This is a genomic window from Mycobacterium sp. E787 (genome assembly GCF_001668725.1).
In the GTDB taxonomy this organism is placed as follows: domain Bacteria; phylum Actinomycetota; class Actinomycetes; order Mycobacteriales; family Mycobacteriaceae; genus Mycobacterium.
In genome coordinates this window covers 18,842-45,096 of the sequence record NZ_LZKL01000120.1, presented here as the reverse complement: position 1 = coordinate 45,096, position 26,255 = coordinate 18,842, and the positions used below count along the sequence as shown (strand labels likewise).

Annotated in this window: 29 protein-coding genes; 11 read left to right on the top strand and 18 right to left on the bottom strand. The window is 68.8% G+C overall.

Annotation, left to right across the window (positions count from 1 at the left end):
* Nucleotides 1–26: 26 nt before the first annotated feature.
* From A5705_RS23300 to hisN, 16 genes are all read right to left on the bottom strand, one after another.
* Nucleotides 27–425 (bottom strand): response regulator transcription factor, encoded by a 399-nt coding sequence (locus A5705_RS23300; RefSeq protein WP_067883469.1) that lies wholly within the window; start codon nucleotides 423–425, stop codon nucleotides 27–29.
* 29 nt (nucleotides 426–454) lie between these two features.
* Entirely contained in the window at nucleotides 455–991 is a 537-nt protein-coding gene (locus tag A5705_RS23295; RefSeq protein WP_067883468.1) for a YceI family protein, read from the bottom strand.
* 25 nt (nucleotides 992–1,016) lie between these two features.
* The gene (locus A5705_RS23290) at nucleotides 1,017–1,418 is read right to left on the bottom strand and encodes a nuclear transport factor 2 family protein (protein ID WP_068280335.1); all 402 of its coding nucleotides are present in this window, start codon (nucleotides 1,416–1,418) and stop codon (nucleotides 1,017–1,019) included.
* 11 nt (nucleotides 1,419–1,429) lie between these two features.
* Complete coding sequence (locus tag A5705_RS23285) at nucleotides 1,430–1,768, bottom strand: DUF6285 domain-containing protein (protein ID WP_067883466.1); 339 nt, start codon at nucleotides 1,766–1,768, stop codon at nucleotides 1,430–1,432.
* A gap of 84 nt (nucleotides 1,769–1,852) precedes the next feature.
* The gene (locus A5705_RS23280; RefSeq protein ID WP_068280332.1) at nucleotides 1,853–2,827 is read right to left on the bottom strand and encodes a phosphotransferase family protein; all 975 of its coding nucleotides are present in this window, start codon (nucleotides 2,825–2,827) and stop codon (nucleotides 1,853–1,855) included.
* Complete coding sequence (locus tag A5705_RS23275) at nucleotides 2,824–4,062, bottom strand: acyl-CoA dehydrogenase family protein (protein WP_068280329.1); 1,239 nt, start codon at nucleotides 4,060–4,062, stop codon at nucleotides 2,824–2,826. Before A5705_RS23275 ends, A5705_RS23280 begins: the two co-directional genes overlap by 4 nt.
* A gap of 9 nt (nucleotides 4,063–4,071) precedes the next feature.
* Nucleotides 4,072–4,683 carry a TetR/AcrR family transcriptional regulator gene (locus A5705_RS23270; protein ID WP_068280326.1) on the bottom strand — a complete coding sequence of 204 codons (612 nt, stop codon included), beginning with the start codon at nucleotides 4,681–4,683 and terminating at the stop codon, nucleotides 4,072–4,074.
* A complete protein-coding gene (locus A5705_RS23265) occupies nucleotides 4,683–5,579 on the bottom strand; it encodes a hydroxymethylglutaryl-CoA lyase (protein ID WP_067883462.1) in 897 nt (298 codons plus the stop codon). Before A5705_RS23265 ends, A5705_RS23270 begins: the two co-directional genes overlap by 1 nt.
* On the bottom strand, nucleotides 5,576–6,775 hold the full coding sequence (locus tag A5705_RS23260) for a CaiB/BaiF CoA-transferase family protein (RefSeq protein ID WP_067883551.1): 1,200 nt from the start codon (nucleotides 6,773–6,775) through the stop codon (nucleotides 5,576–5,578). The genes A5705_RS23265 and A5705_RS23260 overlap by 4 nt, the downstream gene beginning before the upstream one ends.
* 104 nt (nucleotides 6,776–6,879) lie before the next feature.
* Entirely contained in the window at nucleotides 6,880–8,055 is a 1,176-nt protein-coding gene (locus tag A5705_RS23255) for a S9 family peptidase (protein WP_067883461.1), read from the bottom strand.
* Nucleotides 8,052–9,158, bottom strand: coding sequence for a homogentisate 1,2-dioxygenase (locus A5705_RS23250; protein WP_067883460.1), 1,107 nt, complete (start codon nucleotides 9,156–9,158; stop codon nucleotides 8,052–8,054). Before A5705_RS23250 ends, A5705_RS23255 begins: the two co-directional genes overlap by 4 nt.
* Nucleotides 9,159–9,264: 106 nt before the next feature.
* Nucleotides 9,265–10,236 (bottom strand): NADPH:quinone oxidoreductase family protein, encoded by a 972-nt coding sequence (locus A5705_RS23245; RefSeq protein WP_067883459.1) that lies wholly within the window; start codon nucleotides 10,234–10,236, stop codon nucleotides 9,265–9,267.
* Nucleotides 10,237–10,258: 22 nt separating this feature from the next.
* Nucleotides 10,259–11,281, bottom strand: a complete 1,023-nt coding sequence (locus A5705_RS23240; RefSeq protein WP_068280324.1) for an acryloyl-CoA reductase — start codon at nucleotides 11,279–11,281, stop codon at nucleotides 10,259–10,261.
* Between the two features lie 81 nt (nucleotides 11,282–11,362).
* The gene (locus tag A5705_RS23235) at nucleotides 11,363–12,568 is read right to left on the bottom strand and encodes an acyl-CoA dehydrogenase family protein (protein ID WP_068280321.1); all 1,206 of its coding nucleotides are present in this window, start codon (nucleotides 12,566–12,568) and stop codon (nucleotides 11,363–11,365) included.
* A gap of 44 nt (nucleotides 12,569–12,612) precedes the next feature.
* Nucleotides 12,613–14,019 carry an acyl-CoA dehydrogenase family protein gene (locus tag A5705_RS23230; protein WP_068280318.1) on the bottom strand — a complete coding sequence of 469 codons (1,407 nt, stop codon included), beginning with the start codon at nucleotides 14,017–14,019 and terminating at the stop codon, nucleotides 12,613–12,615.
* Nucleotides 14,020–14,111: 92 nt separating this feature from the next.
* Entirely contained in the window at nucleotides 14,112–14,891 is a 780-nt protein-coding gene (gene hisN, locus A5705_RS23225; protein WP_067883455.1) for a histidinol-phosphatase, read from the bottom strand.
* 23 nt (nucleotides 14,892–14,914) lie between these two features.
* On the opposite strand from hisN, the gene A5705_RS23220 reads away from it, so the two are divergent.
* Nucleotides 14,915–15,244, top strand: coding sequence for a hypothetical protein (locus A5705_RS23220; RefSeq protein ID WP_067883454.1), 330 nt, complete (start codon nucleotides 14,915–14,917; stop codon nucleotides 15,242–15,244).
* On the opposite strand, the gene A5705_RS23215 is transcribed toward A5705_RS23220, so the two are convergent.
* Nucleotides 15,241–16,398: a PPE family protein gene (locus A5705_RS23215; protein ID WP_068280316.1), complete on the bottom strand. Its 1,158-nt coding sequence runs from the start codon at nucleotides 16,396–16,398 to the stop codon at nucleotides 15,241–15,243. The genes A5705_RS23220 and A5705_RS23215 overlap by 4 nt on opposite strands.
* A gap of 464 nt (nucleotides 16,399–16,862) precedes the next feature.
* On the opposite strand from A5705_RS23215, the gene A5705_RS23210 reads away from it, so the two are divergent.
* Entirely contained in the window at nucleotides 16,863–17,696 is an 834-nt protein-coding gene (locus A5705_RS23210; RefSeq protein WP_231982557.1) for a universal stress protein, read from the top strand.
* Between the two features lie 21 nt (nucleotides 17,697–17,717).
* Nucleotides 17,718–18,341, top strand: coding sequence for a response regulator (locus tag A5705_RS23205; protein ID WP_369829619.1), 624 nt, complete (start codon nucleotides 17,718–17,720; stop codon nucleotides 18,339–18,341).
* Between the two features lie 8 nt (nucleotides 18,342–18,349).
* Here the strand turns inward: A5705_RS23205 and A5705_RS23200 are convergent, their stop codons facing one another.
* The gene (locus A5705_RS23200) at nucleotides 18,350–19,720 is read right to left on the bottom strand and encodes an FAD-dependent oxidoreductase (protein WP_067883452.1); all 1,371 of its coding nucleotides are present in this window, start codon (nucleotides 19,718–19,720) and stop codon (nucleotides 18,350–18,352) included.
* A 91-nt stretch (nucleotides 19,721–19,811) separates the two neighbouring features.
* Between A5705_RS23200 and prfB the strand changes: the two genes are divergently transcribed.
* From prfB to A5705_RS23160, 8 genes are all read left to right on the top strand, one after another.
* A complete protein-coding gene (prfB, locus tag A5705_RS23195; RefSeq protein WP_067883451.1) occupies nucleotides 19,812–20,924 on the top strand; it encodes a peptide chain release factor 2 in 1,113 nt (370 codons plus the stop codon).
* Entirely contained in the window at nucleotides 20,914–21,912 is a 999-nt protein-coding gene (locus A5705_RS23190) for a mechanosensitive ion channel family protein (RefSeq protein ID WP_067883450.1), read from the top strand. Before prfB ends, A5705_RS23190 begins: the two co-directional genes overlap by 11 nt.
* On the top strand, nucleotides 21,909–22,391 hold the full coding sequence (locus A5705_RS27530; RefSeq protein ID WP_082956653.1) for a hypothetical protein: 483 nt from the start codon (nucleotides 21,909–21,911) through the stop codon (nucleotides 22,389–22,391). The genes A5705_RS23190 and A5705_RS27530 overlap by 4 nt, the downstream gene beginning before the upstream one ends.
* Nucleotides 22,392–22,434: 43 nt before the next feature.
* Nucleotides 22,435–23,124 carry a cell division ATP-binding protein FtsE gene (gene ftsE, locus A5705_RS23180; RefSeq protein WP_067883548.1) on the top strand — a complete coding sequence of 230 codons (690 nt, stop codon included), beginning with the start codon at nucleotides 22,435–22,437 and terminating at the stop codon, nucleotides 23,122–23,124.
* On the top strand, nucleotides 23,125–24,018 hold the full coding sequence (gene ftsX / locus A5705_RS23175; protein WP_067883448.1) for a permease-like cell division protein FtsX: 894 nt from the start codon (nucleotides 23,125–23,127) through the stop codon (nucleotides 24,016–24,018).
* A gap of 2 nt (nucleotides 24,019–24,020) precedes the next feature.
* On the top strand, nucleotides 24,021–24,530 hold the full coding sequence (smpB, locus tag A5705_RS23170; protein WP_067883447.1) for an SsrA-binding protein SmpB: 510 nt from the start codon (nucleotides 24,021–24,023) through the stop codon (nucleotides 24,528–24,530).
* Nucleotides 24,531–24,622: 92 nt separating this feature from the next.
* Nucleotides 24,623–25,372: an EamA family transporter gene (locus A5705_RS23165; protein ID WP_197517064.1), complete on the top strand. Its 750-nt coding sequence runs from the start codon at nucleotides 24,623–24,625 to the stop codon at nucleotides 25,370–25,372.
* 28 nt (nucleotides 25,373–25,400) lie between these two features.
* Nucleotides 25,401–26,246, top strand: a complete 846-nt coding sequence (locus A5705_RS23160; protein ID WP_067883445.1) for a maleylpyruvate isomerase family mycothiol-dependent enzyme — start codon at nucleotides 25,401–25,403, stop codon at nucleotides 26,244–26,246.
* Nucleotides 26,247–26,255: the final 9 nt, after the last annotated feature.

The following is a 26,255-nucleotide window of genomic DNA, read 5'->3' as shown; positions in this document are numbered from 1 at the left end:
GTCGGCGCAGGTGAAAGCGCTAATTGCTAGCGAGCGGGAGTGCGGAGCAGCCCCAGCACCGTGCGGCCCAGCACGATGGGGTCCAGCGGGTGCGGCACCGCGCCCTCGGCGCGCGACCAACTGGCCAACCAGGCGTCGTCGCGGCGGCCGGTGAGCACCACGATCGGCGGGCAGCTGGAGAGTTCGTCCTTGAGCTGTTTGGCGATGCCCATGCCGCCGGTCGGGGTCGCCTCCCCGTCGAGAATGGCCAAGTCGATGCCGCCCTCGTCCATGGTGCGGATCACCATCGGGCCGGTCGCCACCTCCACGTAGCTCAACTCGGGCAGGTCCGGGTGCAGCTGCTTGCCGAGCGCCCGCATCACCTGCTCGCGGGTTTCGGCGTTGTCGCTGTAGACGAGGATCCGCAGGGGGGTGGAGTCGGCCACGCTCAGATGGTAGCGGTGACCCCGCCGCCTTACCCGTCCGCCCGAACGAAGACCACCTGCGCGGCGGCCGTCACCGTCGCGCCCATCATGCCCAGCCTGTTCCAGCCCAGCCCGAACTTGGACCGGTCGATTTGGGTTCCCCCGGCGATCTGGATGGCCCCGTCGTCGAGCTCGGTGATCGTGACGGGCAGGGGCAGCGGCGCGGTGCTGCCCTTGATGGTGAAGGACGCCTGGAGGTCGGCGGACCGGCCCTGGGTGGGGTGCACGGCGGTGACGACGACGCTGATGTCGGGGTAGCGCTCGACGTCGAAGAAGTCGGGCGAGCGCAGGTGTTTGTCGCGGCGGCCGATGCCGGTGTCCACCGACGCCGCCCGGATGTCGACGCGGCCGAAGACGGCGCCCTTGTTGGTCAACTGCCCGTCGCCGCTGAACTCGGTGAAGCGGCCCTTGACGGTCAGCAGCCCCCACATGTTCTTGATCTTGAAGGTGATCGCGGACCGGTCGGGAACGAGGTTCCACACCCCGGCCGTGTCGGGATCGCTCAGCAGCGTTTCCAGTGTCGTCATCGTCAACTCGCCCCTTTCCGGCCCCTCAGTCGATCAGGGGCGCGATGTCAGCCGGGTCGAAGTACTCGTCGATCCGGTCGATCAGGCCGTCTTCGCCCACCCTAATCACGATGCAGACCCGCATCGAGATCGATTGCCCGGCATGCCCCGTGGCGTGCAGGATGTGCTGCTGCACGAAGCCCCCGTCGAACAGCTGACGGTCGAGGATCTCGTAGCGCCGATCCGTGGTCGCGGTGATGAACCAGTCGATGACCCGCATCGCGCGCGCCTTGTCGTCCGACCTGGCGGGGTCGCGGCGCGCCCCGGCGCGCCACACGGCGACGTCGCCGCTCCACATCCGGTCGACGGCGCCGGAATCGCCTTGTTCGATCGCCGCGAACAGTCGGTCGGCGACGTCGATGATCGTTTCCGCACTGGCAGCCGGCATGACACCCGCTCCTATTCGCTGTCGTATCCGGGGTGGGCGACGGCCAGCCGGCGCCGCACCAGGGTGCGCAGGCAGGCGGTGACCTCGTCACCGCGCCCGTCCAACTCGCCGGCCCGGATGGCGGCGGCCAGTTGTTCCTCGTCGGCAAAGCCCAGATCGGCCAGCGCCGCAAGGGATTCCGCCTCGGTCTCGTCGAGCAGTTCCCGCTCGACGATCCGCAGCGCGTTGGCGGCGACCCGGGCGTGGAAGTTGACCTGCCCGCTGGTCGCTTCCCGGACGTCGGTTTCCAGGAATTCGGCCACCGCGGCCACGAGTTCGGCCGCGAGCGGCCGGCCGTAGGCGCCGATCACGGCCGCACCTCCGTCAATTGCCCGCCTCCCTCCTCGCGCCGTCCCCCGCAAGCGGGCGGTACCCCCAGCGCGGCGCACATCGTCTCACCGGGCCCCCTCGAGCAGGTCGAGCAGGTCCCACTCCGTTTCGCAGACGCGGCGGCCGATCGTCGCCAATTCGACCGAGCGGAATTCGCCGCTGAGATGCCGCTCGGCCTGGTAGCGGCAGATGACCCCCCAACGCAGTGTGGCCAGCACCAGCCACCAGTGAAACGCCACCCGGTCGACGGTAGTCGCGCCGGCCTCCTCGTAGGCCCGCAGGAAGCTTTCGACGCTGCCGAGGCCGCCGGCTCCGAGGCTGGCCGGTGCGCCGAACCGCCAGGCCCGGATGCAGAACCAGGCCAGGTCTTCGTAGGCCTCGCCGAGGTGTACCAACTCCCAGTCCAGCACGGCGGCCAGCCGGGAGCCGTCCACGATCAGGTTCCCCATCCGGTAGTCCCCGTGCACCAGGACCGGCGCCGTCGGTTGCGGCCGGTGGGCGGCCAGCCAGCGAAACGCCCATTCGAAGGTGGCGGTGGTGTCGCCCATCGCGTCGAGGCGCTCGCGCCACTGCACCAGTTGGTCCTCGTGGATCAGGCCGGGGATCGCCGAATCGGCCCGGTGAATGGCGGCGAGCGCCCGCGCGCACTGGTGTAGCAACCGCGTGCGGCCCGCGTGCCCGCCATCGGCGTCGAGGCCGCGTTGGATGCGCCGGACGATGGTCTCGCCGGGGATCTCATCGCAGATGAGGAACGGATTGCCCAGTGCGGCAACAGAATCGTCGGCGACCAGGATGTGGGGGACCGGCGCGCCGGCCGCCGCTGCGGCCGCCTGGGTGCGGGCCTCGAGCTCCATGCCGGCGTGCACGTCGTCGGGCGGACCGGTGCGCAGGATCAGCGGGCGGCGTTGCGTGCCGGTGACGGCGTCGAACGCCCACGTGGCGCGGCTGGCGCCGCCGGTCAACGCGCGCAGGTTCTCGACTGCCACGCCGGTACCCAGGACCGGGCCCAGCACCGCCGGCAGGCGCTCTTGCAGGGTCACCTGTGACCGAACTTGAACAGCCGCTGGGCCACCCGGCGAATCTGAATCTCCTCGGCGCCCTCGGTGATCCGGTAGCGGCGGTGATGGCGGTAGATGTGCTCGAACGGCTCGTGGCGGCTGTAGCCCAGGCCGCCGAAGATCTGCATGGCCCGGTCCGCGGCGTCGCAGACCAGCCGGTTGGCCCGGTAGTTGGCCATCGACACCTTGTCCGAGACCTCCATGTGGTGGTCGCGGTCGAGATGCCAGGCCGCGTAGGCCACGAGCAGCCGCACCATCTGGGCCTCGGTCTGCAGTTCGGCCAGCGGCCACTGCACGGCCTGGTTCACCGACAGCGGCTTGCCGAAGACGGTGCGCTGGCCGGCGTATTCGGCGGCGCGGTCGATGCAGTACTGCGCCGCGCCCAGGCTGCTCGCGGCCTGGCGAATCCGGTTCTCGTGCAGGAACGTTTGCGCGACCTCGAGGCCGCGGTCCACCTCGCCGAGCACCGCGTCGGCGGGCACCCGCACGTCGGTCAGCTCGACCTCGCCGTGGTCGGTCGGCATGTTGAAGGTCCACCAGTAGTAGGGGACGTGGAATCCGGGCGCGTCGGTCGGCACCAGGAAGGCGGTGATGCCCACGGCGGAGCCCGGCTCGCCGGAGGTGCGGGCGAAGACCAGGTCGTGGGTGGCGCGGTGCACGCCGGTGTTGAATCGCTTGGCGCCGTTGATCACCCAGCCGTCCCCGTCGGCCTGCGCCCGCGTCTTTAGCCAGGTCGCGTCCGAGCCGTGCTGCGGTTCGGTGAGGCCGAACGCCATGGACCGTTCCCCCGTGATCAGCGCCTCCGACCAGCCGCGGCGTTGCTGGTCGGTGCCGAAGCGCTCCATCATGATCACCTGCGGGAAGTTCCCGACGATCGACGACTCGTTCTGCAGGTCGTTGTGCAGGCCAAGACCCTTGTGCGCCAGGTGTTCCCGGATGACGGCCATGTCGACGTTGGTGCCGTCGCGGCCGCCCAGCGACGCCGGCAGCCCGTAGCGCAGCCAGCCCGCCCGGTCGGCGCGCCTGCGCATCTCGGCGAGCAGGTCCTCCCACTCGCGCGTCGGGATGCCGTCGTTGTCCCAATCGGTGCGGGCGTGTTCGCGGCGCCGGTCGAAGTACTGCATGTTCTCGGCCTGCAGCGGGGCGATCTCGCGCTCGATGAATGCGTCCATCTCCGCGAGCACCCCCGGAAGATGTTCCGGCAGTGTGAAATCCATGTCGACTCCTTAAGCGCCGTAGAGCGTTTTCTTCCAGATGGTGGACAGGGTGGCGACGGCGTCCCCGTCGCTGATCTTCAGCCCCAGGCCCGACGGGCCGACGACCACGGTGGTGAAGTTCTCGAACAGCAGCGCGATGGCTGCCGCGGTGTGCTCGGGGTCGAGCTCGGTTGCGTATCCCTGTTCCTGGGCGCGGCGAACCGAGGCGGCGACGATGTCGATGCCGAAGCGCCGGAACTCGTTCTGGACGGTGGCGAATCGTGGCTGCGTGGTGGCCAGCTGGGCCACCGCGATCATGATGCCGATGTTCTGCTTGAACATGTTCCAGTACCCGGTGACCACCGCGGTGAAGAACGCGTCGTCGTCGGGCGACTTCGGCAGCTCCACGCTCAGCCCGGACGGCGTCACGACCTCGTGCAGAAACGACTCCGCCAGGTCGGCCAACAGGTCTTCCTTGTCGCCGAAATAGCGGTAGAACACCGCGGGCGACTTGCCCGCGGCAGACGTGATGTCCGCCAGGGTGGTGCCGTGAAAGCCGCGTTCGGCGAACAGCTTCCGGGCGGCCTGTTCGATGGCCTGCCTGGTCTGGCGGCCCTTGGCGGTCAGGCTTTCCGCCGGCATCAGACCCGGATCCGGTCGCCGGCACGCAGCAGCGCGCCCGGCAAGTCGTGGCCGACAAGGGATTTGGCGACTTCGGCGGCGGCGATGGCGGCCTCCAGGTCGACGTCGACGTCGATGTCGCTGTCGCGCAGCAGGTAGACCAGGTCCTCGGTGGCGATGTTGCCGGTGGCGCCGGGCGCGAACGGGCAGCCACCCAGTCCGCCCACCGAGGCGTCGAGCCTGGTGACCCCGGCGCCGACCGCGGCGTAGGCGCTGGCCAGGCCGGTGCCGCGGGTGTTGTGGAAATGCCCGCCCAGCGGCATGTCGCCGATCACCGGGCGCAGTTGGGCGATCAGCGAACTCACCCGTCGTGGCGTGGTGGTGCCGATGGTGTCGGCGATCGAGAAGCGGTCGACGCCTTTCTCGCGCGCGGCCGCGCCGATCTCGAGGACCCGCTGGGGCGGGGTCGGCCCCTCGAACGGGCAGTCCCACGCGGTCGCGACGATGATCTCCACGGTGACGCCGGCGTCGTGGGCGATGGCGACGACGTCCTCGATCTGGTCCGTGGCCTCGGCGGCGGGCCGCCCGACGTTCGCCTCGCTGAACGCGTCGCTGGCGGCCACCACGTACTCGATCGACCGCAGGCCCGCGGCGACGGCGCGCCTGGCGCCGTTCGGACTGGCCACCAGGGCGGAAAACTCGATGTCGGGGTAGTCGCGCAGGTGTGCGGCGAGTTCGGCGGCGTCGGCCATCGAGGGCACCTTGGACGGGGACACGAACGCCGTGGCCTCCACCTCGCGCACCCCGGTGGCGGCCACCGCAGCCAGCAATTCCAGCTTGGCGGCCAACGGGATCGGCTTTTCGATCTGCAGGCCGTCGCGCAGCGACACCTCCCGAATGTCCACGTGCTGCGTCACAGCACCTCCTCGCGCCGTAGAGCCTCGAGCTCGTCGGCGGTCTTGCCCAGCAGCCCGATGTACACGTCCTCGTTGTGTTGGCCCGGGCGCGCGGGACCGGCGTTGCGGACGCCGCCCGGGGATTCGGAGAGCACCGGCACGACGCCCGGTCCCAGCACGTTGCGGCGCACCCGTTCGTCGTAGTGCTCGACCAGCATGCCGCGGGCCCGCAGCTGCGGGTCGTCGACCACGTCGGCGACGGTGTTGATCGGCCCGGTGATCACTCCTGCGGCGCTTAATGTTTCGATGATCTCGCCGGGTTGCCGGTCGGCGGCCCACGCGCCGATGATCTCGTCGAGTTCGTCCTGGTTGCGGCCGCGGGCGCCGTGGGTGGCGAACCGATCGTCGGCGGCCAGTTCCGGGCGCCCGATGGCCGTGCACAGCCGGGCGAACACGGTGTCCTGGTTGGCGGCGATCACCACCCAGGACCCGTCGGCGCTGCGGTAGATGTTGGACGGCGCGATGCCCTCGAGCCGGGTGCCCGACGGCCCGCGCACCACGCCGCCGACGTCGTAGTCGGGGATCGTGGATTCCTGCACGGCCAAACACGATTCGGTGAGCGCGACGTCGACCACCTGACCGCGGCCCGTGACGCCGCGGCGGTACAGGGCCGCCAGCGCCCCCTGGGCGCCGAACATGCCGGCCAGGCTGTCGCCGAGCGAGAGCGCCAGCCGGGGCGGGGGCCCGCCCGGGAAGCCGTTGAGGTGCCGCAGGCCGCTGGCCGCCTCGGCCACCGAGGCGTAGCCGGCCTTGTGCGCCTCCGGTCCCGTCTGCCCGTAGCCGGACACCCGGACCAGGATGACGCGCGGGTTGCGCTCGGACAGCACGTCGTAGCCCAGGTTCCATTTTTCCAGCGTGCCCGGGCGGAAGTTCTCCACCACGACGTCGGATTCGGCGACGAGATCGAGGAACAGCTCGCGTCCGCGCGGCTTGCGCAGGTCGAGGGTGATGGCCCGCTTGTTGCGCGCGTGCACCGTCCAGAACACGTGCTGCCCGTCGAGTTCGGCCTGCCCCCAGGTGCGCAGCGGGTCCGGCGCGCCGGGTGGCTCCACTTTGATGACGTCCGCGCCCATGTCGCCGAGCAGCCGGCCGGCGAACGGGCCGGCGATCAGGGTTCCGAGCTCGAGCACCCGGACGCCGTCCAGCGCACCAACGATGCGCCGCTCTCCCCCGCAAGCGGGAGGTGCCCCCACCTCATCGCTTCGTCCCCCTCGCCGCTGCGCGGCTGGGGGTGCCCCCACTGCATCGTCGCCGGCGGAAGTCATTCGGCGCCCGCGAAGTCGTGCCGGACCAGCCAGTCGGTGACGATGTCGACGGCCGCGCGCAGCTTGTCCCGCTGGTCGGGTCCCGCGTAATAGTGTGTGGCGCCGGGGATTTCGTGCATCTCCTTGTCGGGGTGCCCGATCGCCTCGAAGAGCCGTCGGGTGTGGCTGGGTGTGCAGGCGTCATCGGCCAGGTTACCGATCACCAGCGCCGGGACCGTGAGGTCACGCCCGCAGGCCACCCCGTCGCCGCGGGCGTCGTCGTAGCTCCATTGCGACAGCCAGCCGCGCAGCGTGGAGAACCGGGCCAAACCGACGGGGCTCATGTTCACCACCCGAGGATCACCCAGATAGCAGGTCCCGGGGGTGCGTTCGTTGGGATCGACGGTCGGGTCCAGCCAGCGCGGGTCGGCCATGGTGCCGTGCACGACGAAACAGAATTCGTCGTCCGGACGGCCGCTGGCTTTGAGTTCCGCCAGCTTCGCTCGGACCCACGCGGTGATGCGCCGGTTGCGGTCGATCTGCGCCTGCCGGTAGCGATCCAGAAACTCTTGGCTGTAGGGCGGTTGATTGGGGTTGTCCGGGTCGTACAGGTCCAGCTCGGGATCCCGCTTGGTCGGGTCGGATTCGTCGAGGATGGACGCGTCCAGCCATTCGGTGAGCGTGCCGTGCCGGCTGATGTGTGCGGCCAGCAGCATGATGCCGTCGGCCTCGGGCAGGTCCAGCTTGGTGAGGTCGGGGCCGTCGCCGGACGGGCTCGCGGTGATCGTCGGTTTGTGGGCCTGCTGCTGGTAGAACATCGACAGCGAGCCGCCGCCGCTCCACCCGGCCAGCACCACCTTGGCGTACCCGAGCCGGTTCTTGGCGTCCTTGATGCACTCGCCGAGGTCCTCGACCACCTTCTCCATCAGCAGCCCCGAATCCGTGCCGCGGAACCGGCTGTTGCAGTAGATGACATGGTGACCGGCGCGGGCCAGCGCGCCCGTCATCGGCAGGTACGCGCCGCCGCCGATCGGGTGCATGAACACCAGCACGGTGTCGGACGGCTTGGCCTTCGGCTTGAGCAGATAGCTTTCCAACACGGTGATCTCGGCAAGCCCGCCGTAGACGTCGCGCACCGCGGAATTGTTCTGGAACGCAACCAGATACGGGATCCGGTCGTAGTCGTGCTTCACGAGTGCTGCCCGAGGTCGTGGGCGAGCACCTCGGCCGACGGCGTGAGCCGCCTTCGCGTGTCGACGGCGATGACCTGCCAGTCCACCCGCGAATGCTCGTCGAACTTGCGGCGTGCCCGTTCCCGCGCCTTCTCCGGCGCGCCGTGGTGGACGCCCTGCGGCGCATGGGTGATCAGGCCCGGCGGCATCGGGATGCCGTAGAGCGAACCGCCATGGAAGAAGGCGATCTCGTCGTAGTCGACGTTGCGGTGGTACCAGGGCGTGCGTTCGGTGCCCCGCACGCCTTCGGCGGGCCTCGGCAGGAAGTTCATCACGTACACGCCCGTCGCCTGCATGAACAGATGGACCGTGGGCGGCAGGTGGACGCTGTCCGAGGTGATCACGTTGTAGTCGGCGATGTTGAAGGTGAACGCGAAGTTGTCACCACGCCAGCCCTCGACATCCAGCGGATTGTGTTGGTAGAACAGCGTTGTCGGGCCGCCCTCATGGATCAGGCGGACCTCGTACCCGTCTTTCCCAGGTGGCAAGCCGTCATCGGTGGGCGGTTCCGGTTCGGGGACGGTGGCCTGCGAGGGGTCGAACGGGAAGTGCCGGCCCAGCACGCCCGGCGGCGGCACCCGGAACTCGTCGCCGGACTCGATCATCAGCAACGTGGTTTCGCTGTCGGGCAGCTGGCGCCAGGTGCATGCCTTCGGGATGTACACCCAATCGCCCTCCCGATAGCGCAGCGGCCCGAACTCGGTCTCCAGCAGTCCCGCACCGCGGTGCACGAAGCACAGCAGGTCGCCGTCGACGTGGCGGGCGTAGAACGGCATCGGCTCGTGACGGCGGCTCAACAGGATTCGGCAGTCGTCGTTGCTGAACATCAGCAGCGGCCCGCCGTTGGCGTCGGTGGCGTCGCTCGGTTTGAGCTCGCCGGCCAGCACGTCGACGGGTCGCAGGGGACCGTCCGCGCGATAGGCGGTGGGGTCGTTGCGGCGGTACATGTTCGCGGTGCGGCCGGTGAATCCGCCGCGGCCCAGCTCGTCGTCCTTCAGCCCGTCCAGGTCGGCGTGCACCCGTCGCGGCGTCTTCCCTTTTCGCAAGTGCACGAACGATTCCATGGAACCTCCTGGCTACCGGCGGGCTACAAAACTGAAAGTGACATTACTTTTTGTTTACCCGGCGCACAAGGTGCTCGGAGGCCTCCCACCGCACGGATGGCAGGCCTCAATCGCGGACGCGCACCACGACTTTGCCCTTGGCCGTTCGATTCTCGAGGGACGCCACGGCCGCGGCCGCCTGCTCGAGCGGATAGACCTCCGGCGTCGGGGGAGTCAGCCGGCCCGAGCTGAGCAGTTCCTCGAGTCCGGCCCACTGCTCGGCGAGCGCGTTCGGGTGCGTCGCCGTCCACGCTCCCCACCCGACGCCGACGACGTCAATGTTGTTGAGCAGCAGCCGGTTCACCTTCACGGTCGGGATCTCGCCGCCGGTGAACCCGATGACCAGCAGCCGTCCGCCCGGGGCGAGCGAGCGCAGCGAATCGGTGAACCGGTCGCCGCCGACCGGATCGACCACCACGTCCACGCCGCTGCCGCCGGTGAGCTCCTTGACCGCGTCCTTGAACCCCTCGGCCAGCACCACATCGGTGGCGCCGGCCGCCGTCGCGACGTCCGCCTTGTCTTCGGTGCTGACGACCGCGATCGTGCGGGACGCCCCGAGTAGCGACGCCAGCCGCAGCGTCGACGTCCCGATCCCGCCGGCGGCGCCGTGCACCAGCACCGTCTCGCCGTGGGCCAGCCGGCCGCGCACGGTCAGCGCGAAATACACCGTCAGGTCGTTGAACAGCAGGCCGGCGCCGGCCTCGAAGCTCACGTTGTCGGGCAGCTTGAACACCCGGTCGGGCTGCAGGATCGCCACCTCGGCCATGCCGCCCGACAGCATCGTCAGCCCGACGACCCGGTCGCCGGGTCGCACGTGCGCGCCCTCCGGCGCCGAGCGCACCACGCCGGCGATCTCCGCACCGAGCACGAACGGCGGCTCCGGCCGGTACTGGTAGAGCCCGCGGGTCAGCAGCGCGTCGGGAAATGCCGCGCCGGCGGCGTACACGTCGACGACCACGCCGTCGCCCGAGGGCTCGTCGACCTCCCCGACCTCGATCGCGTCCGGACCATCCAGCCGAGTCACCCGTGCCGCCCGCATGGTCGGACAGCCTACTGCCGACTCAAAACCCGTCGGCGACCCGCACCACCGCCCGGCCCGAGAAGGCGCCGGCGCGCAGCTGGTCGAGCACCCCGACGACGTCCTTCACGTCGACCTCGTGGATCACCGACTCCAGGTGGCGGGGCCGCAGGGGGTACCTCCCGCTTGCGGGGGACGAATCGCCCAGCAGCGCCCACAGTTTGCGGCGCCGGCCGATCGGCATCAGCACGGAGTCCATCCCGAGCAGCGCGATGCCACGCAGGATGAACGGCATCACCGTGGTGTGCAGCGCCGGGCCCCCCGTCAGGCCGCTGCAGGCCACCGCCCCGCCGTAGTCGACGGCGCTGAGCACATCGGCCAGGGTCGCCCCGCCCACGCAATCCACCGCGCCCGCCCAGCGCGCCTTGGCCAGGGGGCGCGGCTTGGCGTCGGGGTCCTCGGGCAACCGCCCGATAACCTCCGCGGCGCCAAGCTCTTTCAGCAGCCCGGCCGCCTGCTCCTTGCCGGTGGAGGCGACCACCCGGTAGCCGGCGGCGGCCAGCAGGTCCACGCTGACGGAGCCGACGCCGCCCGAGGCGCCGGTGACGACGATCGACCCGGCGCCGGGTTGCAGGCCCCAGTCGATCAACGCCCGCACGCTCATCGCGGCGGTGAAGCCGGCGGTCCCGATGGCGGCGCCCTCGCGCGGCGTCAGGTCGCCCAGCGCCACCACCTGGTCGGCCGGCAGCCGCGCGTACTCGGCGTAGCCGCCGTGGTGGCCGGTGCCGATCGCATACCCGTGGGCCAGCACCTTGTCGCCGACGGCGAAGTCGGGGGAGTGCGACTCGACGACCTCGCCGGTCAGGTCGATGCCCGGCACCACCGGGTAATTGCGGACCACGCCGCCGCCCGGCGTCAGCGCCAGCGCGTCCTTGAAGTTGACGCTCGAGTACTGCACCCGGATCGTCACCTCGCCGGGCGGCAGGTCCGAGGGGTTCAGCGTCTCGACCGACGCGGTAATCCGGTCACCATCTTGGCGCGCGACGAGCGCGTGAAACGTGTCCATACCGACGACGCTAACCGCACCCGAGGGATCGCTGTCCACGCGGTGGCCGTACCGTCTCGCGCACGGGCCGGCCGCCGGCGCTTATTTGAGCTCCGCCGACGACAGCCCCAACAGGCGGCGCGCGACCACCAGCTGCTGGATCTGCTGGGTGCCCTCGAAGATGTCCAGGATCTTGGAGTCGCGGGCCCACTTCTCCAGCAGTGACTGCTCGGAATAGCCTGCGGTGCCGGACAACTCGACGGACTTCAGGGTGACGTCGCTCGCCATCCGGCCGGCCTTGGCCTTGCTCATCGACGCCTCTTTGGAGTTGGGGATCTTGTTGTCGGCCTGCCACGCCGCCCGCAGCGACAGCAGGTAGGCGGCCTCCCAGTCGGCCTCCATCCGCAGGAACTCGGCGGCGGCCGCGCTCTGGGCGTGGGAGGGCCGGTCGTAGGAGATCTCCACCCCGGCCTCGGTGAGGATCTTGCGGATCTCCTCCAGTGCTGCGCGGCCGACTCCGATGGCCATGGCGGCAACGATCGGGCGGGTGTTGTCGAAGGTCTCCATCACCCCCGAAAAGCCCTTGCCGACCTCGATTTCCGGGTTGCCCAGCAGGTTGTCCTTCGGGATGCGCACGTTGTCGAACCGGATCGCCGCGGTGTCGGACCCCTTGATGCCGAGCTTGTGCTCGAGCCGGTCGACGGTGACGCCGGGGTGGTCGCGCGGCACGATGAACGACTTGATCGCGGCGCGGCCCTGCGATTTGTCCAGCGTCGCCCACACCACGATGTGGGTGGCGCGCGAGCCGGCGGTGACGAAGATCTTCTCGCCGTTGATGACGTACTCGTCGCCGTCCAGCTTGGCGGTGGTGGACACCGCCGCGGAGTCGGACCCGAAGCCCGGTTCGGTGATGGCCATCGCCGCCCACACCTTGCCCAGGCGTTCCAGCTGCTCGTCGGTGGCGACCGCGGAGATGGCGGCGTTGCCCAGCCCCTGATAGGGCACCGACAGCATCATCGCGACGTCACCCCAGCTGGCCTCCAGCGTCTGCAGCAGCGCGGCCATGTTGGCGCCGTTGTGGTTTCGGTCCCTGTCCTCGTCCTCGTCGCGCAGCGCGTCGGCCCCGGCGAAGGCGACCGATTCGGAGGCCCCCTCGAACAGGTTGATCAGGGTGTCCAGCTCGACCGGGTACGCGTGCTCCTTGAGGTCGTACTTGCGCGCGATCGGCCGCATCATCTCGGCGGCGCCCTGGTGGGTCTTGACGCTGACCGCCTGCAGCTTGCGAGGGAGTTCCAGATTGATTGCCATGATTGGTCTTTCGGCTCGAGTGAGATAACGACCTAGATAACGACCTAAATAACGACGACGCCCTCGGCCACACCGATGGCCCGCAGGTCGCGGTACCAGCGTTCGACCGGGTGCTCCTTGGTGTAGCCGTGGCCGCCGAGCAGTTGCACGCCGTCCAGGCCGATCTGCATGCCCTTGTCGGCGCCGAGCCGCTTGGCGAGCGCGGCCTCGCGAGTGAACGGCAGGCCTTGTTCGGCGCGGGCGGCGCCGCGCCACGTGATCAGCCGCAGGCCGTCGAGTTCGATGGCGATGTTGGCGCACATGAAGGCCACCGCCTGGCGGCGCGCGATGGGCTCGCCGAAGGCCTCGCGTTCCTTGACGTAGGGGACGACGTAGTCGAGCACCGCGTGCGAGGTGCCGACCGCCAGCGCGGCCCAGCCGAGCCGGGACAGCGCGATCGCTTCCGAGTAATCCTCGTCGGAAGCCTCGTCCTCGCCGAGCCGCGCACCCAGCGGCACCGACACCCCGGACAGCTCGACCCGGCCCAGGGCCGCCGCCCGAATCCCCATGCTCGGATCCGCCTTGACCGCAAGGCCTTTGCTGGACGACTCGACGATGAACAGCGTGGGCTTGCCGTCCAGCTGGGCGCCCACGATGAACAGCTCGGCGTCGGCGGCGGCGGGGACCAGCGATTTCACGCCGTCGAGCCGGTAGCCGCTCGGGGTGCGCACCGCGGTCGTCTTCAGCCGGGTGGGGTCGAACAGCGGTTGCGGTTCGGCGATGGCGACGCACGCCTGCGGCACTTTCTCGCCGGCGAACTCGTGCAGGTAGGTGGCCTGCTGGTCGGCGCTGCCCCAGTGGGTGAGCGCCGACGCCACGCCGCCGGGCGCGAGAATCGGCAGCGCCAGGCCCATGTCGCCGTACGCGAGAGCCTCGGCCACCAGGACGTTGGTCACGCTGGAGCGGTGGGCGGCGATGCCCTCGAAGTCCTCGGGGATGTTGATCGCGGTGATGCCCAGCTCGGCGGCCTTGGCGATCAGATCCGGCGGGTAGGTCGCGGCCTCGTCGGCGTCATGCGCCGCGGGACGCAACACCTCGGCGGCGAACTCGTCGAGGGTCTCGACGATCATCTTCTGCTCGTCGTCGGGGGTCAGGTCGAAGTAGTCCTTGCCGCTCGACTTGAGCCGGGTCGGCCCGCCGCGGAGGTTCTGGACCCGCTTGAACTGGCGGGACGCCGCGCCGGCGGTGGAGAAGATGGTCTTCGTGCCGTAGCGCAGGCCCTGGTTGAGCGGGTCGCGCAGGTGGTATTTGTCCAGGAACTCCTGGCCGACGAGGGGGGTGAGCAGCGCCAGGGTGATGTCGATGCCGGTCCGCTTGTGCGGTTGCAGCCCGACGCCGGTCTTGCGGCCGCGCCGTTTCGGCCGTGGGCGGGGGGTCTTCGTCTGTTGTGAACCGGAGCGAGTGTCGGTCATGTCAGCAGCCTCTGTCGTTGGGGCGATGCGGATATCTCTATCTTACTCCGGAGTAAGATAGTTGGGACTGCGTGTTAACTAATTCACAAAGATTAGGCCCGCAGGAGGGAAAGCACCTGCTCGTGCAAATGTCCGTTGGTCGCGACGGCGCTGCCACCGTGCGGGCCCGGGGTCCCGTCCAGGTCGGTGAACGCCCCGCCCGCCTCGCGCACCAGGACGTCGAGGGGCGCCAGGTCCCACACCGAGACCTCCGGTTCGGCGGCGATGTCCACCGCCCCCTCGGCGACCAGGCAGTAGGACAGGAAGTCCCCGTAGGCGCGGACCCGCCACACCGCATCGGTCAGCCCGATGAAGCGATCGCGCAGGCCGCGTTGCGCCCATCCCGACAGGCTGGAGAACGACAGGCTCGCCGAATCCAGTTGTGCCACCGAAGAAACCGTGAGCCGTCGCGGTGGGCCGCCGCCGACGGCGGCGAACGCGCCACAGCCTCGCGCGGCCCACCAACGGCGGTGCAGCGCCGGCGCGCTCACGACGCCCACCGCGGGGACGCCGTCGACGAGCAGCGCGATCAGGCTGGCCCACACCGGCACCCCGCGCACGAAGTTCTTGGTGCCGTCGATCGGGTCGATGATCCACTGCCGGCCGCTGAAGGTCGCGGTCCCGCCGAATTCCTCGCCGACGACGCTGTCGTCGGGCCGTTCGCGTCCCAGCGCCCCGCGCAGGTCGGTCTCGACCGCGCGATCGGCGTCGGTCACCGGCGTCAGGTCCGGTTTGGTGTCGACGCGCAGGTCCAACGCGCCGAACCGGGCGGCGGTCAGCGCGTCGGCGCGGTCCGCCAGCGCGAGCGCCAGCGCGAGATCGTCGCGACCCATGGGAGCAGTCCTACCATGGCCGGGTGTGGGAATTCGGAGTGCTGATCCTGCTGGTGGCGGTTCTGGGGGTGTTCCTGGCCCAGCGGTTCATTCCGCGCGGCCCACGCGGTGAGCTGGCGAGCGGGACGCTGCTGGTGACCGGGGTCAGCCCGCGGCCGGACGCCGCCGGCGAGCAGTACGTCACCATCGCCGGCGTCATCAACGGGCCGACCGTCAGCGAGTACGCCGTCTACCAGCGCATGGCGGTCGACGTCGAGCACTGGCCGACCATGGGCCAGCTGCTCCCGGTGGTGTACTCGCCGAAGAATCCGGACAACTGGCGGCTCGCGCCGGCCGAGCCGCCGGCCGTCTAGCCGCCCGCGGGCGGGCGCGTCATCACGGTGAGCCGGGTCCCGTAGCGCGGCAGCACGCCCGAGGCCCGCGCCATCGTGCCCGCCGGCATCCCGGGCACGCCCGGATAACCGGAACCGGCGAGCTCGTCGGTTCCCGGGAGCGTGGTCAGGCCGGCGGGCTCCAGCGCCGCGACGCGGGTGGCCGACGGCGCCGACCAGCCGGCCGGCACCGCCATCGGACCGATCGTGTTCGACCGGCCCATGCTCACGGTGATCGCGTTAGGCATACCGCCGGGTCCCGTCGCGCTGGCGGCATCCCTCAGCTCGCCGAGCCCTATGGGCCCGAGCGCCGGGGAAGGCCCCGAGAGGCCGGCCAGATACGCCATATTCGCTTGGATGCCGAAGAGATTGGCCGTATTGGCGCTCAGCGATGCCGGGATCCCCGCCATGGTTCCGGTCCCCTGGATCGCGGTGTTCACGAGCTGGATGGAATCCAGCACGCTGAGCGGGTTTGTACTGATGGGAACGGGGCTGAGGTTGAGGGCGTTTCCCAGCTGCGAAGTCAACTGCTGAAACAGCGAATACACGTTCGCGAGTGGGCCGCCGGCTGCCTGGTTGGCCGCTGCGTTCTGCTCGATCACGCCGTCCGGGTTGGTCGTCTGCTGCGGGGACAAGAACGAGGCCAGCCGGGAAGCCGCCGCCGAGCTGACGGCGTAGCCGTTCATGGCGGTCGCGTCCTGGGCCCACATCTCGGCGTACTGCGCCTCGGTCGCCGCGATCGCCGCCGTGTTCTGGCCGAAGAAATTCGTCGCGATCAGGGCCTGCAGCTGCGCCCGATTGGCCGCTATCAGCGGTGGGGGCACCGTCATGGCGAACGCCTGGTCGAACGCCGTCGCCGCGGCCCTGGCCTGCATGGCCGTCTGTTTCGTCTGCTGGGCGGTCGTGGTCAGCCACTGCACGTAAGGGGCGGCCGCCGCCGTCATCGAATCGGACGCCGGGCCGCGCCAGTGCAAGGTGGTCAGGCTCGAGAGCACGGATTCGTAGGTCTCGGCCGTGCTGCCCAATTCGGCGGACAGCGAATCCCAGCTTCCAGCGGCCGCCATTAGCGAGCCCGACCCCGGGCCACTGTAAATACGAGCGGAATTGATTTCGGGCGGGAAAAGGGCGTAATCCATTGTCAGGTCTCCCTGTTGGTGTACATGGTGAACCGTGCCGATCCCGATTCGGCACTTACCCGCCAGCGCCGCGTCGGCGCGGTGGTGATAAGAATGTAGGCGCGGTTTCGCGTCAGTAGTGGAGATTTAGCGCCAAACGTCCAGCGTGTCGGCCCGATCCAATGCCGCTCACCGAAAATGGCCGAATTCAGCGCAATGCGGGAAGCGATACCTAAAGAAAAGCGGTCGCAGCCCGAAGCGCCGTCGAATTCTGCTGCACCCGAATCCGATGTCGGCGAAACAGTGCGGTTGCGGCGAAGTGACGCCCTGCGACGGGAACCCGCGAGTCCTTCGGGTGGGGCGGCGGGCCAGGGGCGGCAATGCGGCCGCGAGCCCTAGATAGGGACCAATGGCCCCCATTTGTGAACCTAACGCCCCTGGGGTTACCGCCGCACCCGGCAATACCTTACGGGGAGGCCGTAACGATGATGTGGCAGTTCCGAGCAGCGCAGGAGACGCGGATGCGTGATTCAGCTCCGACCGTCGTCGTTGGTGTCGACGGATCGAAGGCGGCCATTGCGGCGGCCCGCTGGGCGGTCGACGAGGCGGTCGGCCGTGACATACCGCTGAGACTGGTTTACGTGATCGAGCCACCGGAATCTGCGCCTGCCGGGGATCGCAAGGGCCGGTTGGCGGCCGCCCGTCTGGCACTGCAAGACGCGCATCGGGCGATCGAGGCGACCGGGCAACCGGCGAAGGTCGAAACCGAAATCCTCTGGGGGAGGCCGCTCGCCAACCTGATCGAAGAATCCAGGTCGGCGGAGATGATGTGTGTCGGATCCATCGGGCTCAACCACGCCGCCCATGGCGTCGGCTCGCTTTCCTCGAGCCTCGCCGCGTCGGCGCTGTGCCCCGTCGCAGTCATCCCGCGCCCGAGGGGCAGGCGGGCGACCGCCAAGGTCGCTCGCGTCACGGTGCAAGCGGACGAAGCAGGGGCGCTGCGCCAAGCCTTCGAGGAAGCAAGATTGCGCCGCGCCCCGCTGCGAGTGATTGCGGTATCCCACGCCACGGGACCCGATGACGCCGACACCAAGCGTTCGGCGCAGGCGCAACTGAGACGCCGGATTGCCCGGTGGACGCGGCGGTACCCCGATGTGCAGGTCGAGTGCGCCATCGTACGGGGGAGCGTCGTGGAGTTTCTGGCCGCCGACCACGGGCCGGATCAGCTTTTCGTCACCGACGCGCGCGCGTGCCACGACCTGTGCGGCGCGCACAACGCGGGAAGCTCCATTCTCGTCACGCGTTCGAGCAATTTGTAGAGGCCGGCGGCGGGGACTCGTGTGAGCGTGGGTTTCTTCTTGGTCGACGATCATGTGGCGGTGCGGCGCGCCCTGACGGATCTGCTGTGCGCGGACCCCGAACTCCACTGCGTGGGGGAGGCCGGATCCGTCGCCGAGGCGATGACCAAGATCCCGGGCGTCGGTGCCGACGTCGCGGTGCTCGACGATTGGCTGCCCGACGGGAACGGCGTGGAACTGTGCCGGGATCTGTTGTCGTCCACGCCGGAGCTGCGCTGCCTGATCCTGACGTCGCACACCGCCGACGAGGCCATGCTGTATGCGATCCTGGCCGGCGGCAGCGGCTATGTCCTCAAAGACGTCAAGGGCATGGAATTGGCTTGCGCCATCAAGGATGTCGGCGCCGGGCGATCGCTGCTGGACCCGCGGGCCACGGCCGCGCTGATGGAGAGGCTGTGGCGGATCGCCGAGAACGGCGAAGGGGTCTGGGCCCTCAACGACCGGGACCGCGCGCTGCTGAGCCTGCTCGGAGACGGCCTGACCAACCGGCAGATCGCCGAGCGCACGAAGTTGGACGAAGAGGTGGTGCGCAGGCACGTGGCGCGCCTACTGGTGAAACTCGGCGTGGCCCGCTATCCGTATTCGCTTGATCGCCAATGGTTTTGACCGCCCGGTCAGCCGTGCCCGATGTCCAGGAGTTTGGCCAGGCTGGGCAGCTTGACCCGGGGACGCCCGTGCGGTTCGCCGGCCGCTCGTTCGTGGCGGTCGATGATCTCCCAGTGCGCGGAGGTGACCAGCTTCGGCTGCCGTGCCGCCAGCCAGTCGGCCAGCCTGTCGGCGTGGTCGGGGGGGAAGTCGGGGAGTTGCTCGGTGCGGGCCAGATCGCCCAGCAGGGTGTCGACGGTGTCCTGGGAGTCCTTCTTGTTGGTGCCGATCACGCCCGTCGGTCCGCGCTTGATCCACCCGGCCACGTACTCGTTGCGGCTGCCCTCCACCCGGCCCGCGGTGTTGGGGATGGTCGCCGTCTTCTCGTCGAACGGCAGCCCCGGGGTGGGCATACCGCGGTAACCGACCGAACGCACGACCAACTGGACGGGCAGTTCCTCGCGTTCGCCGGTGTCCTTGGCCGCCACCCAGCCGCTCTCGTCGGTGACCAGCTCGTTGCGGCCCAGCACGATGCTCTCCACCCTGCCGTCACCCTTGATCTCGATCGGAGAAGTGAGGAACCGGAAGACTATTCGCCGATGCCCGGGCCGCGGCGCCCGCTGCGCGTAGTCGCGCAGCACCTTGATGTTCTGCTTCGTCGTCTTGCCCGCCGCGGCCGCGTCCTCGTCGCTGATGCCCTCCAGCTGAGCTGGGTCGACGATCACGTCGACGCCCTCGAGGTCCGCGAGCTCGCGCAGCTCCAGCGTCGTGAACGCCGTCTGCAGGGGGCCGCGCCGGCCGATGATGACCACCTCGGCGACACCGCAGGGGCGGAGCGACTCCAGGGCGTGGTCGGCGATGTCGGTCTGCCCCAGCACCGCGGGGTCGGTGACCAGGATGCGCGCGACGTCGAGCGCCACGTTGCCGTTGCCGACGACGACGGCCCGGGCGCCCGAAAGGTCGGGGGTGTTGTGCTCGAAGCTCGGATGCGCGTTGTACCAGCCCACGAATTCGACGGCGGCCATGCTGCCGGTCAGGTCCTCGCCCGGAATCTTCAGCGACCGATCGGATTGGGCCCCGATGGCATAGATCACCGCGTCATAGCGCTCGGCAAGCTCACCCGCCTCGACGTGCTCGCCCACCACCACGTTGCCGAAGAAACGGAAGCGCGGATCCTCGGCGGTCTTCTCGAACTGCTTGCTGATCGACTTGATTTTCGGGTGGTCGGGGGCGACGCCGGAGCGGACCAGCCCCCACGGCGTCGGCAGCATCTCCAGCATGTCGACGGCCACATCGATGTCCTCCGACGCGTCGGCCGCCTTGAGCAACGATGCCGCGGCGAAGAATCCCGACGGCCCGGAGCCGACGATCGCTATGTAATACCGGTGAGGCGGGCGCATGTCCTCGAGCCTTCTGTGCTGTGGGGCTGGTCACTTGATGCTAAACGCTGCCGCCGGGGCCACGACCTGAGCATTGGTAACGTGGGCGCCTGTGGAACCCGACCGTCAAGCCGACATCGCCGCCCTGGACTCCACCCTGACCACGGTGGAGCGGGTGCTCGACGTGGACGGTCTGCGCACCCGCATCCAGAAGCTGGAGCAGGAGGCTTCCGACCCCAAACTGTGGGACGACCAGACCCGCGCCCAACGCGTGACCAGCGAGTTGTCTCACACGCAGGGCGAGCTGCGCCGGATCGAGGAGCTGCGGCAGCGCCTCGACGACCTGCCGGTGCTCTACGAGCTGGCCGCCGAAGCGGGTGAGGGCGGCGCCGACACCCTGGCGGAGGCCGACGCCGAACTCAAGGCGCTGCGCGCCGATATAGAGGCCACCGAGGTGCGCACGCTGCTGTCGGGTGAGTACGACGAACGCGAGGCGCTGGTGACAATCCGTTCCGGCGCCGGCGGGGTGGACGCCGCCGACTGGGCCGAGATGCTGATGCGGATGTACGTCCGCTGGGCCGAGCAGCACAAGTATCCGGTCGAGGTGTTCGACACCTCCTACGCGGAGGAGGCGGGCATCAAGAGCGCCACCTTCGCGGTGCATGCGCCGTTCGCCTACGGCACGTTGTCCGTCGAGCAGGGCACGCACCGGCTGGTGCGGATCAGCCCGTTCGACAACCAGAGCCGGCGCCAGACTTCCTTCGCCGAAGTCGAGGTGCTGCCGGTGGTGGAGACCACCGATCACATCGACATCCCGGAAGGCGATGTGCGCGTTGACGTCTACCGTTCCAGCGGCCCCGGCGGCCAGTCGGTGAACACCACCGACTCGGCGGTTCGTTTAACCCACATCCCGACGGGTATCGTGGTGACTTGCCAGAACGAAAAATCGCAACTGCAGAACAAGATCTCGGCAATGCGAGTGCTTCAGGCAAAGTTGTTGGAGCGCAAGCGATCAGAAGAGCGCGCTGAGCTGGACGCGTTGAAGGGTGAGGGCGGCAGCTCCTGGGGTAACCAGATGCGCTCCTACGTACTGCATCCGTATCAGATGGTCAAGGATCTGCGAACCGAGTACGAGGTGGGCAATCCGACCGCCGTTCTGGACGGGGACATCGACGGATTCCTGGAAGCGGGGATCCGGTGGCGCAACCGAAAAGATGCTGACTAACACGACTGTTCTTGCCTCCACCGCGACCATCAAGGCGCTGGGCTGGCACGACTTCTGGCGCGGCGACGCCGGTCAATGGATCATCACCCGCGGTCTGCGGATCGTCATGGTGCTCATCGCCGCGGTCCTCGCGGCCCGGTTCGTCAACTGGGTGGCGCAACAGGTCACCCGCCGGCTCGACGTGGGCTTCGCCGAAAGCGACGCGTTGGTGCGCTCGGAGGCCACCAAGCACCGGCAGGCCGTGGCGTCGGTGATCTCCTGGGTTTCGGTGGTGATCATCGGCATCTGGGTCATGCTGCAGATCGCCGACATCCTGCGGTTTTCGGTGGGCGGCCTGGTCGCGCCGGCCACCGTGGTGGGCGCGGCGCTCGGTTTCGGTGCCCAGCAACTGGTGCGAGACCTGCTCTCCGGCTTCTTCATTCTGGTGGAGAAGCAGTACGGGTTCGGAGACCTGGTCAACCTCACCGTCGTCGCGTCGACCGAGGCCAGCGGCACGGTGGAGAACGTGACGCTGCGGGTCACCCGCCTGCGCTCGCCGGACGGCGAGGTGTTGACGATCCCCAACGGGCAGATCGTCAAGGTGGTCAACCTGTCCAAGGATTGGGCGCGTGCGGTGGTGGACATCCCGGTGTCGACCACCGCCGACCTCAACCGCGTCAACGAGGTGCTGCACCAGGAATGCGACCGCGCGATGGACAACCCGGTGCTGGGGGAATTGCTGTTGGACCCGCCCACGGTGATGGGCGTGGAAAGCATCGAGGTCGACACCGTCACCCTGCGGGTGGTGGCCCGCACCCTGCCCGGCAAACAGTTCGAGGTCGGCAGGCAGCTGCGCGTCCTGGTCATCCGCGCGCTGGCCCGCGTCGGGATCATGACCGCGGCCGACGCGACGGTGGGGCTGGTCGACGATCCCTCGGTCCCGGTGGCTCAGGCCGCCGAGGCGCGGTCCGACGGCGCGGATGAGGGTGCGGCGGTGCAGCGGCGTTGAAGCTCACCCTGAACATCCTCGAGAAGCGTGCCGGGGGGGCCGAGCGGCGCTGGAGCCACCTCTTCGGCGGCCGGATGCGCACGTCGACGCTGGTCTTGATCGTCGCGTTCTTCGCGGTGTGGTGGGTCTACGACACGTACCGCCCGGAACCTGCTCCCAAGCCGGCGGCCCCCCAGGTGGTGCCGCCGGGGTTCGTGCCCGACCCGAACTACACCTGGGTGCCGCGCAGCCGGGTGCAGCAGCCGCCGCCGACCGTCACGTTCACTCCGACTCCGACGACGACCGTCCCGCCGACCACCACGATGCCGCCGCCCACGTCGACGACCACCACCGCGCCGCCGCCGTTCCAGCTGCCCACGCCGCCATGCCTGTTGCCGCCGCCCTTCTGCCCGCCGAGCACCAGCCCCACGCCGACCCCGCCGCAGCTGCCCCAGCCGGGGCCGGGCCCGGCGCCGAGTTCGCCACTGCCGGCGAGCTGACTTCGCTTGCCAGCGAAATTCACCGCTACACTGGCGTGCCGTGATGATCACCCTTGACAATGTCAGCAAGAAGTACAAAGCGTCGGCGCGCCCGGCGCTGGACGACATCAACGTCAAGATCGACAAGGGTGAATTCGTCTTCCTGATCGGGCCCTCGGGCTCGGGCAAGTCGACGTTCATGCGGCTGCTGCTGGGTGAGGAATCCCCGAACGCCGGAGACATCCGGGTGTCGAAGTTTCACGTCAACAAGCTGCCCGGACGCCACATCCCGAAGCTGCGCCAGGTGATCGGCTGCGTGTTCCAGGATTTCCGGCTGCTACAGCAGAAAACCGTGTACGAAAACGTCGCATTCGCGCTGGAGGTCATCGGCAAGCGCCGGGACGCGATCAATCGCGTGGTTCCCGACGTGCTCGAGACGGTCGGCCTGTCCGGCAAGGCCAACCGGCTGCCCCACGAGTTGTCGGGTGGTGAGCAGCAGCGGGTGGCGATCGCCCGCGCGTTCGTCAACCGGCCGCTGGTGCTCCTGGCCGACGAGCCGACCGGCAACCTCGACCCGGACACCAGTAAGGACATCATGGATTTGTTGGAGCGGATCAATCGGACGGGCACGACGGTGCTGATGGCGACCCACGATCACCACATCGTCGACTCGATGCGGCAGCGGGTCGTCGAGCTGTCGCTGGGCCGGCTGGTCCGCGACGAGCAGCGCGGCATCTACGGGATGGACCGCTAAGTGCGCTTCGGCTTCCTGCTCAACGAGGTCCTGACCGGCCTTCGTCGCAACGTCACCATGACGGCCGCGATGATCCTGACGACGGCGATCTCGATCGGCCTGTTCGGCGGCGGCCTGCTGGTGGTTCGGTTGGCGGACAACTCCCGCGAGATCTATCTCGACCGCGTCGAGACCCAGGTTTTCCTCACCGAAGACATCTCCGCCAACGATCCGACCTGCTCGTCCGGCCCGTGTAAAGCGCTGCGGAACAAGATCGATGCGCGACAAGACGTCAAGTCGGTGCGGTTCATCAATCAGCAGGACGCCTACAACGATGCGATCCGAAAGTTCCCGGAGTACAAGGACGTCGCCGGAAAAGACGCTTTTCCAGCATCTTTCGTTGTCAAGCTGAACGACCCCGAACAACACCGGGATTTCGATGACGCCATGCGCGGCCAGCCGGGGGTGCGCGGCATCCAGAACGAAAAAGAGCTGATCGACCGGCTGTTCGCCGTGTTGGACGGCTTGCGGGACGCCGCCTTCGCCGTCGCGCTCGTGCAGGCCGTCGGCGCGATTCTATTGATCGCCAATATGGTTCAGGTCGCGGCGTACACCCGGCGCACCGAGATCGGCATCATGCGTCTGGTCGGGGCCAGCCGCTGGTACACCCAACTTCCCTTCCTGGTAGAGGCGATGGTGGCCGCCACGATCGGCGTGGTGATCGCCGTCGTCGGCTTGGTTCTGGTGCGTGCGTTCTTCCTCGACAACGCGTTGAGCCAGTTCTACCAAGCTCATTTGATCGCCAAGATCGACTATGCCGACATCCTCTACATCGCCCCGTGGCTGTTTCTGCTCGGCCTGGCGATGGCCGGGGCGACCGCTTACGCGACCTTGCGCCTGTACGTGCGGCGGTAGCCGTGGCCAAAGACTCGAGCCGCGGCAAGGCGGCGGGCGGCAAGCGCGGCAGCAAACAGATCGTGGCCACCAATCGCAAAGCGCGCCACAACTATTCGATTGAGGAGCTCTACGAGGCGGGAGTGGCTTTACAGGGCACCGAAGTCAAGAGTTTGCGTCAGGGCCACGCGTCGCTGGCCGACGCGTTCGCAACCGTCGACGACGGTGAGGTGTGGTTGCGCAACCTGTACATCCCCGAGTATCAGCATGGTAGCTGGACCAACCATGAGCCCCGTCGCAATCGAAAGTTGTTGTTACATAGGCAACAAATCGACAGACTGGTCGGCAAGATCCGAGATGGTAACCTCGCGCTCGTGCCAATGTCTCTGTATTTCTCCGAAGGAAAGGTCAAGGTCGAGCTCGCGCTCGCGCGCGGCAAGCGAGCCTACGACAAGCGCCAGGACATGGCCCGTCGCGACGCCAATCGCGAACTGCATCGAGAGCTGGGTCGGCGAGCCAAGGGCATGAACTGATCGGGGCGGCTTACGCCCAGCTGTCGGCCGTTACCTACGGTGTCAGCGATTTTGTGGGCGGTGTCGCCGCTCGACGGGTGGCCGCGCTGCGGGTGATGCTCGTGGCCTACCCGCTCGAGGCGCTGATACTGGGCGTGCTGGCGATCGGCGTGGGCGGCCCGATCCAGTCCGGCGCGATCATCTGGGGCAGTCTGTACGGCATTGGCATGGCGTTCGGGATGTGGGCGTTCTTCGCCGCGCTCGGCTCCGGACCCATCTCGGTGGTCTCGCCGCTTGCCGCCGTCCTGAACGCGGCCGTGCCCGTGGCGGTAGGTGTGGCGCTGGGGGAGCGACCGGGCCAGGCGGCCTCGGTGGGCGTCGTCCTGGCGCTGATCGCGGTGACGTTGGTGAGCCGCGAGGCCACCGCCGACGGCGTGACGCCGTATCGCTTCACCCCGAAGGTGGCCTGGCTCACCGTGCTGGCCGGCTCGGCGATGGGACTCAACATGGTGTTCCTGCACCAGGCGCCTCATGCGACCAAGCTGTGGCCGTTGGTGTTCGCCCGGTTGGCCGCCACGATCGTGGTGTTCGGGATGTCGGCAATGAGCAACAACTTGCGGCTACCGCGCGGCAAGCCGATGAAGATGGCGCTCACGGTGGCCCTGCTGGACATCTGCGCCAACGTGACGATGCTGCTGGCGTTGCACACCTGGCTGCTCTCGCTGGCCAGCATCCTGATCTCGCTGTATCCGGCCGCGACGGTGGTGCTGGCGATGGTGGTGCTGCGCGAGCGGGTCAGCCGTCTGCAGGGGGTCGGCATGGTGATGGCCATGGGCTCGGTGGCGATGATCGCCGCTAGCTGAGGGACGGCTCGCGGCCTACTATCCGACCATGGCCGATCGCCCCGTGACCAAACTCGACAAGTCCGAGGTGCTCGCCGGCCTCTTCGCGGTGTGGGACGACATCGACGCCCTGCTCGACGGGCTCACGGAGGCGGACTGGCAGGCGGCCAGCCCGCTGCCCGGGTGGGACGTCAAGGCACTGGTGGCGCACATGATCGGCACCGAGTCCTTCCTCGCCGGCGTCGCCGCGCCGCAGCCCGACATCGACGTCTCGGCGCTCGAGCACGTCCGCAACGATATCGGCGTGATGAACGAATGCTGGGTTCGTCACCTGCGCACCGAAGCCGGCGCCGACGTCCTGGCACGGTTCAGGGACGTCACCAGCGACCGGCGCAAGGCGCTGACGAGCATGTCCGACGAGGAATGGGACGCGGTGACGCCGACGCCGGTCGGCCCGGAAAGCTACGGGCGGTTCATGCGGGTCCGCGTGTTCGACTGCTGGATGCACGATCAGGACATCCGCGAGGCGTTGTCGCGCCCGTCGTCCGATGACGCGTTGCGCGGGCCCGCGACGAAACTCTCCCTCGACGAGATCGCCTCCACCATGGGATACGTGGTGGGCAAGCGCGGCAAGGCGCCCGACGGCTCGCGCATCCTGTTCGAGCTGACCGGCCCGGTGGCCCGCGAGATCCGGGTCAGCGTGGATGGTCGCGCCCGGCTGGTCAGCGACTTCGGCGGCCAGGAACCGACGGCGACGATCCGGCTGGACGGGTTGCAGTTCACCAGGCTTTCCGGCGGGCGCCCGATGAGTCCCGCGCGCTCCCGGGACATCGAACTGGCCGGTGCGCGGGACGTCGCGACCCAGGTCGTCGAAAATCTCAATTTCGTGATTTAGCAGCATCTT

Excerpts from the sequence above, each read along its gene's own strand:
- A5705_RS23295 (WP_067883468.1), bottom strand. The coding sequence starts at position 991 with ATGACGACACTGGAAACGCTGCTGAGCGATCCCGACACGGCCGGGGTG.
- A5705_RS23290 (WP_068280335.1), bottom strand. The coding sequence starts at position 1,418 with ATGCCGGCTGCCAGTGCGGAAACGATCATCGACGTCGCCGACCGACTG.
- A5705_RS23275 (WP_068280329.1), bottom strand. The coding sequence starts at position 4,062 with ATGGATTTCACACTGCCGGAACATCTTCCGGGGGTGCTCGCGGAGATG.
- A5705_RS23270 (WP_068280326.1), bottom strand. The coding sequence starts at position 4,683 with ATGCCGGCGGAAAGCCTGACCGCCAAGGGCCGCCAGACCAGGCAGGCC.
- A5705_RS23250 (WP_067883460.1), bottom strand. The coding sequence starts at position 9,158 with ATGGAATCGTTCGTGCACTTGCGAAAAGGGAAGACGCCGCGACGGGTG.
- A5705_RS23245 (WP_067883459.1), bottom strand. The coding sequence starts at position 10,236 with ATGCGGGCGGCACGGGTGACTCGGCTGGATGGTCCGGACGCGATCGAG.
- A5705_RS23240 (WP_068280324.1), bottom strand. The coding sequence starts at position 11,281 with ATGGACACGTTTCACGCGCTCGTCGCGCGCCAAGATGGTGACCGGATT.
- A5705_RS23235 (WP_068280321.1), bottom strand. The coding sequence starts at position 12,568 with ATGGCAATCAATCTGGAACTCCCTCGCAAGCTGCAGGCGGTCAGCGTC.
- A5705_RS23230 (WP_068280318.1), bottom strand. The coding sequence starts at position 14,019 with ATGACCGACACTCGCTCCGGTTCACAACAGACGAAGACCCCCCGCCCA.
- hisN (WP_067883455.1), bottom strand. The coding sequence starts at position 14,891 with ATGGGTCGCGACGATCTCGCGCTGGCGCTCGCGCTGGCGGACCGCGCC.
- A5705_RS23215 (WP_068280316.1), bottom strand. The coding sequence starts at position 16,398 with ATGGATTACGCCCTTTTCCCGCCCGAAATCAATTCCGCTCGTATTTAC.
- A5705_RS23210 (WP_231982557.1), top strand. The coding sequence starts at position 16,863 with ATGATGTGGCAGTTCCGAGCAGCGCAGGAGACGCGGATGCGTGATTCA.
- A5705_RS23200 (WP_067883452.1), bottom strand. The coding sequence starts at position 19,720 with ATGCGCCCGCCTCACCGGTATTACATAGCGATCGTCGGCTCCGGGCCG.
- A5705_RS23190 (WP_067883450.1), top strand. The coding sequence starts at position 20,914 with ATGCTGACTAACACGACTGTTCTTGCCTCCACCGCGACCATCAAGGCG.
- ftsE (WP_067883548.1), top strand. The coding sequence starts at position 22,435 with ATGATCACCCTTGACAATGTCAGCAAGAAGTACAAAGCGTCGGCGCGC.
- A5705_RS23160 (WP_067883445.1), top strand. The coding sequence starts at position 25,401 with ATGGCCGATCGCCCCGTGACCAAACTCGACAAGTCCGAGGTGCTCGCC.